Annotated in this window: 10 protein-coding genes; 4 read left to right on the top strand and 6 right to left on the bottom strand. The window is 63.5% G+C overall.

The genetic code is table 11. From position 1 onward, the window contains the following. Positions 1 to 96: 96 nt before the first annotated feature. From cimA to cysS, 3 genes are read right to left on the bottom strand one after another with little or no spacing between them, the layout of a single operon-like run. Positions 97 to 1,695: a citramalate synthase gene (gene cimA / locus ACMDCR_RS13310; protein WP_413992983.1), complete on the bottom strand. Its 1,599-nt coding sequence runs from the start codon at positions 1,693 to 1,695 to the stop codon at positions 97 to 99. Further along, positions 1,692 to 2,195, bottom strand: coding sequence for a GNAT family N-acetyltransferase (locus ACMDCR_RS13305; RefSeq protein ID WP_413992982.1), 504 nt, complete (start codon positions 2,193 to 2,195; stop codon positions 1,692 to 1,694). Before ACMDCR_RS13305 ends, cimA begins: the two co-directional genes overlap by 4 nt. Beyond that, a complete protein-coding gene (gene cysS / locus ACMDCR_RS13300) occupies positions 2,195 to 3,637 on the bottom strand; it encodes a cysteine--tRNA ligase (protein ID WP_413992981.1) in 1,443 nt (480 codons plus the stop codon). The genes ACMDCR_RS13305 and cysS overlap by 1 nt, the downstream gene beginning before the upstream one ends. Positions 3,638 to 3,954: 317 nt before the next feature. Between cysS and ACMDCR_RS13295 the strand changes: the two genes are divergently transcribed. Together ACMDCR_RS13295 and ACMDCR_RS13290 are read left to right on the top strand one after the other, a co-directional pair. Continuing rightward, complete coding sequence (locus ACMDCR_RS13295) at positions 3,955 to 4,254, top strand: hypothetical protein (RefSeq protein WP_413992980.1); 300 nt, start codon at positions 3,955 to 3,957, stop codon at positions 4,252 to 4,254. A 288-nt stretch (positions 4,255 to 4,542) separates the two neighbouring features. Next, positions 4,543 to 5,490: an IS110 family transposase gene (locus tag ACMDCR_RS13290; RefSeq protein ID WP_413987661.1), complete on the top strand. Its 948-nt coding sequence runs from the start codon at positions 4,543 to 4,545 to the stop codon at positions 5,488 to 5,490. A gap of 25 nt (positions 5,491 to 5,515) precedes the next feature. Here the strand turns inward: ACMDCR_RS13290 and ACMDCR_RS13285 are convergent, their stop codons facing one another. Together ACMDCR_RS13285 and gltX are read right to left on the bottom strand one after the other, a co-directional pair. After that, positions 5,516 to 6,028, bottom strand: a complete 513-nt coding sequence (locus tag ACMDCR_RS13285) for a CreA family protein (RefSeq protein ID WP_413992979.1) — start codon at positions 6,026 to 6,028, stop codon at positions 5,516 to 5,518. Between the two features lie 94 nt (positions 6,029 to 6,122). Continuing rightward, positions 6,123 to 7,451, bottom strand: coding sequence for a glutamate--tRNA ligase (gene gltX / locus ACMDCR_RS13280; protein WP_413992978.1), 1,329 nt, complete (start codon positions 7,449 to 7,451; stop codon positions 6,123 to 6,125). Between the two features lie 364 nt (positions 7,452 to 7,815). On the opposite strand from gltX, the gene ACMDCR_RS13275 reads away from it, so the two are divergent. Together ACMDCR_RS13275 and ACMDCR_RS13270 are read left to right on the top strand one after the other, a co-directional pair. Next, complete coding sequence (locus ACMDCR_RS13275; protein WP_413992977.1) at positions 7,816 to 8,676, top strand: MipA/OmpV family protein; 861 nt, start codon at positions 7,816 to 7,818, stop codon at positions 8,674 to 8,676. Between the two features lie 88 nt (positions 8,677 to 8,764). Further along, positions 8,765 to 10,720 carry an FAD-dependent oxidoreductase gene (locus ACMDCR_RS13270; RefSeq protein ID WP_413992976.1) on the top strand — a complete coding sequence of 652 codons (1,956 nt, stop codon included), beginning with the start codon at positions 8,765 to 8,767 and terminating at the stop codon, positions 10,718 to 10,720. Between the two features lie 72 nt (positions 10,721 to 10,792). Here the strand turns inward: ACMDCR_RS13270 and ACMDCR_RS13265 are convergent, their stop codons facing one another. Further along, positions 10,793 to 12,802 carry an SPFH domain-containing protein gene (locus ACMDCR_RS13265; RefSeq protein WP_413992975.1) on the bottom strand — a complete coding sequence of 670 codons (2,010 nt, stop codon included), beginning with the start codon at positions 12,800 to 12,802 and terminating at the stop codon, positions 10,793 to 10,795. Positions 12,803 to 12,909 lie beyond the last annotated feature (107 nt).

Raw genomic sequence — 12,909 nt, 5'->3', positions numbered from 1 at the left:
GCCGTTTGTGGAGAACGTGACGGCGAATGCGCCAGAGGGCAAGGGTAAGGTGAAGATACTAACGGAGGAAGGCGCGACTCGCCTGCCACGCTGGGTTCACACCTCCGCGCCGGACTTCAGGAGCTTGTACGTCATCGAATCCGTCAGGGCCTGGAAGGAAGCATCGATGATGTTGTCCGACACCCCCACCGTACTCCAGCGTTCGCCCGTCCTATCCTGGAATTCGATCAGCACGCGCGTCACCGCGTCCGAACCACCCTGGAAGACACGGACCTTGTAGTCCACCAGCTTCAAATCCTCGATATAGGACTGGTACTTGCCGAGATCCTTGCGCAAGGCGATGTCGAGCGCATTGACCGGCCCCTGCCCCTCGGCGGCGGAGATCAGCTCTTCTTCGCCCACCTTCACCTTGACGATGGCTTCCGAATAGCTGCCGAGCTCGCCCCTGGCATTCCAGCGCCGTTCCACATTCACGCTGAAGCGCTCGATGAAGAAGAATTCCGGCACCGTGCCGAGGATGCGCTTGGCCAGCAGGAAGAAGGAGGCGTCGGCGCCCTCATAGGCATAGCCCTGCGCTTCCTTATCCTTCAGCGCGCCGAGCAGATGCGTCAGGCGTGGATCGTCCCTGTCGATGGTCAGGCCGAGGCGTTCGAGTTCGGCCAGGATATTTGACTTGCCGGCCTGGTCGGAGACAAGGAGCTTGCGCCGGTTGCCGACGCTTTCCGGCGCTACATGCTCATAGGTCGAGGGATCCTTGACTACCGCGGAGGCATGGATGCCGGCCTTGGTGGCGAAGGCCGAGGAACCGACATAGGGCGCGTGATGATCGGGCGTGCGGTTCAGCAACTCGTCGAGCTTGCGCGATACGCGCGTCAGCGTTTCGAGCTTGTGCCCGTCGACGCCGATTTCGAAGCGGCCTGCGTAATCGGGCTTGAGCAGGAGCGTGGGGATCAGCGAGGTGAGGTTGGCATTGCCGCAGCGCTCGCCGAGGCCGTTCAGCGTGCCCTGGATCTGGCGCACGCCCGCGCGCACCGCCGCGAGCGAATTCGCCACCGCCTGCTCGGTATCGTTATGGGCGTGGATGCCGAGATGGTCGCCCGGGATGACCTTCTCGACCTCGCCGACGATACGCTCGACCTCGTGGGGAAGCGTGCCGCCATTGGTGTCACACAGCACCACCCAGCGCGCGCCCGCCTCGAAGGCGGTCTTGGCGCAGGCCAGCGCATAATCGGGATTGGCCTTGTAGCCGTCAAAGAAATGCTCGCAATCGAGCAGCACCTCGCGACCTCGTGCTTGAGCGGTGGCGACGCTATCGCGGATCGAATCGAGATTTTCCTCCAGGCTGATGCCGAGCGCGACCCGAACCTGTTGATCCCAGCTCTTGGCGACGAAGCAGATCGCCTCGGCCTTCGCGTCGAGAAGACCGGCGATGCCGGGATCATTGGCGGCCGAACGCCCCGCCCGCTTGGTCATGCCGAACGCTGTGAACGTCGCCCGGAGGCCGTTGTCCTGGCTGAAGAATTGCGTATCCAGCGGATTGGCGCCCGGATAGCCGCCCTCGATATAGTCGACGCCGAGATCGTCGAGCAGACGGGCGATCGCCTGCTTGTCCGGCAGGGAGAAGTCTACGCCTGTCGTCTGGGCGCCATCGCGCAGGGTGGTATCGAAGAGATAGAGCCGGTCGCGGGTCGTCACGAAGCCGCTCCCGGCGCGACAAGCGTCTTCTTCATGGTGGTGTTGCCGAGCCACTCGTCGCCGAGTATCACCGTGTTGCGCCGCTGGGCCGCAAAGCCTTGCTTCTGGAAGAAGTCGCGGGCGGTATCGCTGGCATCGACGGTGAGCGCCGTGGCGCCGCGCGCCCTGGCGAGTTGTTCGATGGCGTTGTAGAGCATGGCGGCGACGCCCTGCCCCGCCACGGCCGGATGGACATAGAGCAGGTCCACCAGCTCCTTGCCCTTGAGCGAGATGAAGCCGATGGGCGAGCCACTGACCGTGGCGACAAGCGTGAGGGAGTCCGCGAGCCGTCGGCCCCAGGCTTCCTCGTCGTCGGCCGCGCTGGCCCAGGCTTCCTGCTGGCCCTCGGAATAATCCTCCCCGGTCAGTTCATGGATGCTGGCACGGAAGATTTCGGCCAGGATCGGCCCATCCGCCGGGAGGAAGGGGCGAAGCCCCGGTTTCGGCATTGCCTGTGCCATCAGACCTTGACCTCCCAGCTCGTCGTGCCGTCCTTGTTGTCCTTGACGGCGATGTTGAGCCTTGCCAGCTCATCGCGAATGCGGTCCGATTCAGGCCAGTTCTTGGCGGCCCGAGCCGCCTTTCGTGCGACAAGAAGGCCTTCGACTTCCTCTCGCAGGGCCTCGCTGATCGCGGCGTCGCCCTTCAGTGCTGCCGCATCGTTGCTGAAGCCGAGAAAGGTCAGGGTAGCCGCACGGTCGGCCGGGCTCTGGATCTGGTGCAGGCGCGCCAGCACCGCCGGTGTGTTGAGGTCATCCGAGAGCGCCTCGATCACGCCCGCGTCAATGCTGCCGCCTGCAGGCGCATCCTCATACCAGCGCAATAGGGTCTGCTGCGTTTCCGTAAGCGCCTGCACGGTCCAGTCGATCGGCTGGCGGTAGTGGGTACGCAGCATGGCAAGGCGCAGCACATCGCCATGCCAGGCCCTGCCGCCGAACTTGTCGCTCGCCAGCAATTCCCGGATGGTGATGAAGTTGCCGAGGCTCTTCGACATCTTCTCACTTTCGACCTGCAGGAAGCCATTGTGCATCCACACATTGGCCATCACCGGCGTATCGAAGGCGCAGCAGCTCTGGGCGATCTCGTTCTCATGATGCGGGAAGACGAGATCGATGCCGCCGCCATGGATGTCGAAGATGTTGCGGGCCGGATCGTCGCAGGTAAGGCCACCGCCGAAGGGCTCAAGGAGCTCGGCGGTCGCCATGGCGGAGCACTCGATATGCCAGCCTGGGCGTCCGGGGGTCACGATGCCCGCCGGGCTCGGCCAGCCCGGCTGATGGCCGTGCGAGGGCTTCCACAGCACGAAATCCATGGCATCGCGCTTGTAAGGGGCGACATCCACGCGGGCGCCCGCCAGCATCTCGTCGAGCGAGCGCCGGGCGAGCGCGCCATAGCGCGGAACGCCGCCGAGCTTACCCATCGCCTGCACCGAGAACAGCACATGCTCCTCGGCGACATAGGCGACGCCTCGCGCGATCAGCCGTTCGATGAGCGCCTTCATCTCCTCGATATGATCGGTGGCGCGCGGTTCGACCATCTGCGGAAGCTGGCCGGGCTGATTGACCTGGTCCGGCATCAGCACGCCGAGCGCTCGAATATCCTGGTGGAACTGGGCCAGCGTGCCGTCCGTCAATTCGCGGATGGAAATGCCGCGCTCGGCTGCCCTGTCGTTGATCTTGTCGTCGACGTCGGTGACGTTGCGGGCATAGGTGACATGCTCGACGCCATAGACATGGCGCAACAGGCGGAACAGCACGTCGAACACGATGATCGGGCGAGCATTGCCGATATGGGCGAAGTCATAGACCGTTGGGCCGCAGACATACATGCGCACATGGTCGGGATCGACCGGATGGAAGTCGACCTTGGTGCGCGTGCGCGTATCGTAAAGCCTCAATACCATGGGTTCCCCACCTCGGCTGGCCGGGGCGTCTTGCGCTCAAGGTTTTTGGGCGAATGACGGCGCCAGCCAGCTTTGCTGCTAGCTGCAAATAATCCGCGAAAGGATGGCCGTCTTTGTCATGGCCGGACCAATGTGCCAAGCGGGCGCGGAAGTCAAGATGGATGACTCGGAGTAACCTTCCATTAGTGATGCACAGCGGCAACATGGTTCCGCCAAAGTTTCTCCACGTCGATTTACGGATGTTTAAAAGCGCACTGCGATGGTAGTCAGGCTCCGATATTGAACGGGGCAGCACCCGTTCACGAGCGCGTATTTCGATGAAACTCCCTACTATTTCCCTGTTTGCGGCTGCGTTGGCCTTCGCCATGCCGGCTTCTGCCCAGAACGTTGCCTCCTTTGTCGTCGCCAACGACGACGGGTATGGCGTCGATGCCTGCCTGGAGAGTGGCGCGGCCTGCGGCGCGCCCATCGCCACCGAATGGTGTGTCGCCAATGGCTATTCCAAGGCGATCGACTATCGTCGCCAGAGCGAGGCCGATATCACCGGTTCGATCAACGGCCCGACACAAGTCGCGGTCGTGCAACCGCATGCGGTGGTGATTACCTGCGAAAAGTGACATCCTGGGATCGCAGGCATCCCTGCCTGCTCTTTCTTGGAAACATCGCAGCTTGAAGGAAAGGAAGAGCAGGCAGGGATGCCTGCGATTGTCTATTTCAATCCCATCGTGCAAGCCTAGCTTTTGGATGCCTCCAGCTCGGTGGCCGCCGAGCTGGAGGCGGGAGGGGACGGGTCGTGCCTGCGATAATCGAAGGACTGACTTAGGAGTCTGACCACCCCTCTCTTTTCCATGAGGCCTGAACGGATACCGGCATTGCTCCGGAGACAAGCAGAGGACTTGGAAAAGATGACGAGCAGCCTAGCACACAATGTCGGCACCGACATCGGCAAGGATCATTTGGATGTGGCTGTCCACCCGGCAGGCCTCATCAAGCGCTTTGCCAACACCCAGGCGGGCCATCGCGCCCTGCTTGCCTGGCTTTCTTCCTGGACTGTCGAGCGTGTGGTGTTCGAAGCAACGGGGGCCTATCATCGCGCCTTCGAACGCGCGCTCAACCAGGCCGGCCTGCCGGCCGTCAAGCTCAACCCGCGCCAGGCCCGACGCTTTGCCGAAGGTATTGGCAGGCTGGCCAAGACCGATCGCATCGATGCCATGACCCTGGCCCGCTATGGCCAGGCCGTCCAGCCCGAGCCGACCCTCATCGTCAGCCAGGCCCTTGAGGAGATGAAGCAATTGGCCGCGGCGCGGGACGCCCTGATGAAGATCAAAGTGGCAACCCAGACCCGCCAGCAAACCGCCGAACTCCCCCTGATCAAGCGCCAACTCGCCAAGACACTGGCTCTGACCCAAGCGCAGATAAACGCCATCGACGAGGAGATCGCCAGGCGGGCCGACAAGGATCCCGCCTTCAAGCGCAGAGCCGAAATCCTCGATTCCATCCCCGCCGTGGCACCCATCACAGCTCACGCCATGCTCATCCACATGCCTGAACTGGGCACCCTGTCTCCCCCTCAAGCCGCAAGCCTGGCCGGCCTCGCCCCTGTCCCACGCGACAGCGGCAGCAAAAATGGCAAGCGCTTCATTCGCGGGGGAAGAGCCCTTCTGCGACGAGCCCTCTATATGCCCATGGTCGCCGCTATCCGATGGAACCCCGACCTCGCCGCTAAATACCAGGCCATGGTCGCCGCCGGAAAACCCAAAAAAATCGCCATCGTCGCCATCATGCGCAAGCTCATCATCCTCGCTAACGCCCTCTTGCGAGATAATCGGATTTGGACGCCTAAAGCTGCTTGACCGAACACGGATACTCCCAGGTTCCTCATTCGACGAAGTCCCCACATTTCGGCGCCGGCTCTCCGTTCCAGGGCATGACCGGGACCGAGGACGTCGAATTCTTCGGCGACCCGTCGATCAGCTTGTCGCTATAGACGAGATAGACCAGCACGTTGCGCTTTACGTCGCAGCCGCGCACGACCTGCATCTTCTTGAAGAAGAACGAGCGCGACTGGCGATAGACCAGGGCTCCCTGCTCGAATTTCGACTTGAACTTGATCGGTCCGATCTGTCGGCAGGCGAGCGAAATGTCGGAAACCTGCTCGGCAACACCGAACATGCCCTTGAGGCCTCCCTTTTCGGGGACGGTGAAATGGCAGGCAACACCTTCGACATCGGGATCGTCGATGCCATAGACGGCCAGCTTGTCGTCCGGCGTCAGGAATTTCCAGACTGTCGATTTCTTGAAGATTAGGTCGGGATCCTGACTCTGGGCCAGGGCGGGCGTTGAAGCCAGGGCGGCGATCGCAGCCAGGCCGATGACAATCTTGTTCAGCATCCAGTGCCTCCTCATCCGCCTGCATATGGGATGGGGAGGCGAGTCGTGCCAGAGGGAGGTGTCGGAGGGGTGACGCCGGGATTATCTCACGACCCTACCCCTTCAACCTTGCCAACACCTGCTCCCGGCCGATCAGTGGCAACAAACCCTTCAGTTCCGGCCCGTGATCGAGCCCCGTCAGTGCCTGGCGCAACGGCATGAACAGCGCCTTGCCTTTGGCGCCGGTTTCGACCTTTACCGCATCGGTCCAGGTGCTCCAGGTCGTCTCATCCCAGGGCCCGGGCGGCAGGACCGCGGCGGCGCGAGACAGGAAGGTGGCATCCTCGACATCGGACGCGACTGGGCCGGTCACCACATCCCACCAGCCCTTCGTCTCCGCCAGCTTGACGATGTTGCTCCGCACCACCTGCCAGAATGTCTCGCCGCCGCCGACGCCGAGAGCCGCCAGCCGCTCCGCCACTGCGGCGTAGGGCGTCTCGTGCAGCAAACGCGCGTTAAGCACCTGGATCTCCGCCGGATCGAAACGGGCCGGCGCGCGAGAAATACGCGAGAGATCGACCAGCTTGGCCAATTCCTCGAGTGAGGCGACCGGCCGCACGGCTTCCGATGTCCCGGTAAGAAGCGCCAGGCTCGACACCGCCATCGGCTCGAAGCCATCCTCGCGCAGGGAGCGGATCGAGAGGGCACCCGTTCGTTTGGAGAGCCCCTCCCCGCTCAGCGTGGTGAGAAGATTGTGATGCGCGAAAACGGGTACCTTGCCGCCCAGCGACTCGAAAATCTCGATCTGCACGGCGGTGTTGGTGACGTGGTCCTCGCCTCGGACAATATGGGTCACGCCAAGATCGATGTCGTCGATCACCGATGTGAGCGTGTAGAGATAGCTGCCATCGGCGCGCACCAGCACGGGATCGGAGAGCGACGAGGTGTCGATATGAGCCGGGCCGCGCACGCCGTCCTCCCACTCCACCCGGCGATGGTTGAGCAGGAAGCGCCAATGCGGCCGGCGCCCCTCGGCCTCCAGGGCCGCCTTCTGCACATCGGTCAGCCTGAGGGCAGCACGGTCATAGACCGGCGGCAGGCCCCGCGCCTTCTGCAGGGCGCGGCGGCGGTCGAGTTCCTCCTCGGTCTCGTAGCAGGGATAAAGGCGCCCGGCCGCCCGCAGCGCGGCGGTGGCGGCGTCATAGAGGGGCAGGCGATCGGACTGGCGCAGTTCGAGATCCGGCACCATGCCGAGCCAGATAAGATCTTGCCTGATGGCGTCGGCATATTCCTGCCGGGAGCGGGCAGTGTCGGTATCGTCGTAGCGCAGGATGAACTGGCCGCCGTCGCGCTTGGCCACGCACCAGTTCAGCAGGGCGGTGCGGATATTGCCGATATGGATATAGCCGGTAGGAGACGGCGCAAAGCGGACGACGGGCGGCATAACGGGCCTTCGATTTGACGAAACGCTGTCTCCTATACCCCGCGGCCCCGATTTTGAAGGAAAGATTATGGACACGACGAGAGTCGTTTTTGCTGGCCACAAAAATGACATCACGTCTATAAGGGGCGGCACCAATCCTTCCGCGCCTGCCTTCTGGATATTCGGCAGGCTGACCGTAACCGCCATGGACCTGTCGTCGCGATGCGATGACGCGGCACTGTTGATGCTCCTCGCATCAAGAACATGACGTTAGGGAATTCTGTTGAAACTTCAAGCCTTCATTCATTCTTTGTTGTCACCTTGCGGGCAATGTCAGGCAAAGCCTGCCTATGACTGTGATACAGGCAGAGCCGGGAAAGAAGTGATGTTGCGTACCCTGTTGAAGACGACCGTCGCTGCCGCAGCTCTCGGCTGCACGCTGGCCTCACCGGCACTCGCCCAGTCCACGCCCACCCCCTCGCCTTACACGCCCACAGGCTTCTGGGACACCTATTTCGCCGGAGGCTGGTCGCTCACCCTGGGCGCCCAGGCCACGGTGGGGCCGAGCTATGAGGGCGCCAGCAATATGGGCTTCCTGGCGGCGCCGATGGTGTCGCTGGGCCGCTCGGGTGCCGGCCCGGTGTTCACCTCGCGCAACGACAATCCAGGCCTTGCGGTGTTCGACTCGGGCAATTTCCAGATCGGCCCCGTCGCCAAGATCCTGTTCGAGCGCACCGACTCCGCATCCAACGACCTCAGGGGCCTCAAGGATGTGCCGTGGGGTGGCGAACTCGGCCTCTTCATGAACTATTACCCCTCGAACTGGCTGCGCCTGCGCGCCGAAGTCCGCCAGGGCATCCGCGCGCATCATGGCGTGGTCGCCGATCTCGCGGCCGATGCGTTCTATGACATCACGCCGACCTGGCGCATCTCGGGCGGCCCGCGCATCTCAGCGGCGAGCGAGAGCTACTACGAGGCGTACTACGGTGTATCGCTGGCGGAATCGCTGGCTTCCGGCCTGAATATCTATCACCCCGACGGGGGTGGCATCAAATCGGTCGGCGTCGGGGGCGCCCTGACATGGAAGGCCACCGACAAGATCACCACCAGCGCCTTCGCCGAATATAGCCGCCTCACCGGCCCGGCGGCCGATTCGAGCCTGGTCAGGGAGCGCGGCAACGTCAACCAGCTGTTGCTGGGCGTATCGGCAACCTACCGCTTCGATTTCACGGTCCCCGGCACGTAGGGGGCTTGCGCGGCTTGAAAACGACGCGCCTCCCGTTTGATAATGATTCCGGCTGAAGCAATCGGCCTGAGCATCAAGCCGAGGCCGCGTGAGCCATCCCCTCCCCCATCTCTATTCGCCCTTCACGATCCGCAACACCCGGATCAAGAATCGCATCATGTCGACGGGGCACGACACCACGCTGCCCACCGCCTTCGTGCCCAATGATGCCCTGATCGCCTATCAGCAGGCCCGCGCCAAAGGGGGCGTCGGCCTGATCGTGCTGCAGGTCGCCGGCGTGCACGAGACGGCGCGCTACACCTCCCATCTCTTGATGGCGACCAGCGACGACTGCATCCCCGGCTACCGGCGTCTCGCCGAAGTCTGTCATGCCGAGGGCGCCACCGTGTTCGGCCAGCTCTTCCATCCCGGTCGCGAGATCATGGAGACGGCGGAGGGCACGGCGCCGGTCGCCTATGCCCCCTCGGCCGTGCCCAACCAGCGCTTCCATGTCATGCCGCGCCCCATGACCACGCGCATGATCGCCGAGATCGTCGAAGGTTATGGCGCGGCGGCAAGACGGCTCGAGACCGCCGGCCTCGACGGTGTCGAGATCGTCGGCAGCCACGGCTATCTACCGGCCCAGTTCGTCAATCCGCGTGCCAATCTGCGCGAGGACCAGTATGGCGGTTCGCTGGAGAACCGCCTGCGCTTCCTGCGTGAGATCGTAGAGGCCGTGCGCAGGCAGACGGGTCCAGATTTCGTCATCGGCCTGCGCTTCAGCGCCGAGGACCGCGACCTCAACGGCCTCACCGCCGAGGAGGTGAGCGAGGTCCTGGTCACCCTCGATGGCGCCTTCGATTATTTCAACCTGACTGTCGGCTCTTCGGCGAGTTTTGGAGGTGCCGTCCATATTGCACCCGCCATGGCCTTCGCCAGCGCCTATGGTGCGCCGGTTGCGGCAGCGATCAAGCGCAAGGTGAAGACGCCCGTCTTCTACGCCGGCCGCGTCAACCAGCCCCAGGATGCCGAGCGCCTCATCGCCCAGGGCGAGGCCGATATGGTGGGCATGACGCGTGCCCTGATCTGCGATCCCGACATGCCTGACAAGGCCGAGGCAGGCCGCTTCGACGATATCCGCGCCTGCATCGCCTGCAACCAGGCCTGCATCGGCCATTTCCAGCTCGGCGTGCCCATTTCCTGCATCCAGCATCCCGAGACTGGCCGCGAGCTCAGCTACGGCACGATGAAGCGCGCCAAGAAGTCCAAGCGCGTGCTGGTGGCCGGCGGCGGCCCGGCCGGGCTGAAGGCGGCTGCCATCGCGGCCGAGCGGGGCCACAAGGTCACGCTCTTCGAGGCCTCGGAGCGCTTGGGTGGACAGGCTTTGCTGGCGCAATTGCTGCCGCGCCGCCTCGAATTCGGGACCATCGTGCCCAACCTTACGCGTGAAGCCGAACGAGCCGGCGTCGAAATCGTCAGGCGAACCAGGGTCGATCCCGCGCTGGTCTTGCGCGAGAAGCCCGACACCGTGGTGCTGGCGACCGGCGCGACGCCGCGTCATCCCGAATTACCGGGCGCTGAGAGTGCCCATGTCGTCGATGCCTGGCAGGTGCTGCGCGACCAAGTCAATGTCGGCGCCTCCGTGCTGGTAGCGGACTGGCGTTGCGACTGGATCGGCATGGGTGTCGCCGAGAAGCTCGCCCGGGCCGGCTGCAAGGTGCGCCTCGCCGTCAACGGCTACATGCCCGGCCAGCGCATCCAGGCCTATGTACGCGACCAGACCGCCGGTGTGCTGCATGATCTCGGCGTCGAGGTCATCCCCTATGCCGATCTCTACGGCGTCGACGGCCAGACCGTCTACCTCGCCCATGTCACTGGCCGCGAGCCGATCATCGTCGAGGGTGTGGACACGCTGGTGACCTCGCTCGGGCATGATGCGGTGAACACGCTGGAAGCCGAGCTGACCGATTTCGAGGGCGAACTGCATGTCATCGGCGACTGCCTGACGCCGAGGACGGCGGAAGAGGCGGTACTGGAGGGCTTGAAGGCGGGTTGGGCGATATGAGTCAGTAGAGCAAGGCGCAACGCAAGGCCTCCCCACGAAGCTGGGGGAGGTTCGCGGCGCGCCATTTCGTCGTCAGTTCGTCCTCTCACCCGCAGGCGTCCCCGGCCGTTGCGGCGTCCCTGTGCGCTCGGCCACCAGCATGGCCAGCAGCATCTCGACGAGGTTGCCGCTGCCCCCTTCGCCCTTGCCGCCGCCCACCATGATACTCGGCACGAGCGGCAACTTGCCATTCTCGATGGCTTCGGCGAAGCGCATCAGCACCTGACTGTTGAGCTGGTATTGCGGTCCGCCATAGGCCTGGACCTGCTTGTCCGTCGCCTCGGCCTGGGCGAGACCGATGGCGCGGATCTTGTCGGCGTCGGCAGAACCGATGAAACGGATGCGGTCGGCCTCGCCGCCACCTTCGAGCCGCGCTCGCTCGGCATTGGCCTTGGCGGTGACCTGGATGGTCTCGGCCTCCTGGCGGGTCTGGGCGAGCTTGGCCTTGCCCTCGTTTTCGCGCACCTGGATGGAGAGAGCCGAGGCCGTGATCTGCGTCTGCTGCTCGGCCATGGCCTGCTTTTCGCGAAGTGTCCGCTCCTGAACGGCAGCCACTTCCTGAAGCTTGTAGGTCTCGACCTTCTCCACCGCGATCTGCCGCTCGCGCAGCTGGATCAGGATCTGCTCGATGCCCTGGCCAGTGCCGGCATGGGGCGTGCCGATCAGCACTTCCTGCAGTTCGAGGCTATAGCCCTCGAATTTGGTGCGCATCTCGTCGCCGGACTTCTGCTGGATGTCGCTACGCTCCTGCAGAAGCTGGATCAGGGTTTTGGTCTGGGCGATGTTCTTGAAATAGGCCGACACCATCGGATCGAGGGTCTGCTCGACCAGTTTCTTGATATCGCCGAAACGCTGCACCACCAGAGGCGCCTTGCGGTAGTCGATATGGACGACCACCGAGAGCGGTAACAGGGGCTCGAAGGCGTCACGGGTGATCAGGCCGATCTCCGAGAGATTCTCATCCAGCCGATGCGGGCCGGACTGCTCCTTGGTCCATTTCAGCACGAAATTGGTGGTGGGGACGGTGACGATCTTGCCGGCGTAGGTGTTGAAGGCGTATTTGCCCGGCAGCAGCGGTGTCGTCCATACGCCGCGATAGCCGGGGTCCACAAGTTCACCGTGGCGATAGCCATCGCCCGATTGGTCAACGCCACGCCGTCCCGTGTAGGACACCACCACGCCCACCGTGCCGACCTCGATCACCGTCTTGTTGACGAGTTCGACCGTGGCGAAGAGCCGGTTGAGATAATAGCTGCCATCCGCCAGCACCTGATATTGCCGGCCACGATAGCCGCCCGCGCGCAGGAATTTCTCGGTATCCTGGAAATTGTTGTGAAAGTTGGGGTCATTGGCCGCACTGCCGACGGTGGGTGCGATGATCTCGCCATCGGGCAAGGATGGGCCGTCGTGCACGGTGACCACGCCGATGACATCCTGCGCGTCCTTGATCACGACCGGCTGGAACCCGGACCGCTCGGAGATCAGAGTCGACATGTTCTCGAACAAGGTCTTTTCCGAGGCATTGAGGCGTACGGCATAGATGCTGTCGCGGGTCAGCACCACGAACTGGGCGAGGTTGATGGCATAGGTGCCCTCGCGCAGGATCTTGCGCTGCGGGCCCTTCTGGCCGCCATTCGAGAGGAAGCCGCGCGCATCCTGGAAGTCGTTGGCGACTTCGTTGTTGGCGAGCGTCTGTGTGGGCGGCAGGGGCTCGCCGTCGCGGGCGAAGATATAGCCGATCTCGCTTTGCGGGATGGTCACGAGCGAAACCGGATGGATGCGGAACTGGAAGGGCATGAAGAAGTGGAAGCCGCCGCGCAGCACATTGGGCTGATAGCCGGCTTCTCCCCGCAGGGCGATGAAGCCGCTCCGGACGGAGCCGCGGATGCTCCACAATTTCTCCAGCACACCGAGCCGGTCATTGGGGATGTAGCGGACGATGCCGCTCACCCGCACAAAAAGGGAAACCGCGACGAGAACGCCGACGATCTTGGCCACGAGGAGGATAAGATCGGCGTGTTCGCTTTGAAGCAAGTCAAGCATGAGCTTGTCCATCGATGGAATACACGGTGACAGCGCCTCGGCTTTGGCTCCGAGGCAGGGCGCCGGCGACAGGCCTTACCGTGGGGAAGGCACGAAGCCCGTTTCGC

It is taken from the genome of Labrys okinawensis (genome assembly GCF_047345005.1).
Lineage (GTDB): Bacteria > Pseudomonadota > Alphaproteobacteria > Rhizobiales > Labraceae > Labrys > Labrys okinawensis.
This window is presented reverse-complemented; position numbering and strand designations above follow the sequence as displayed.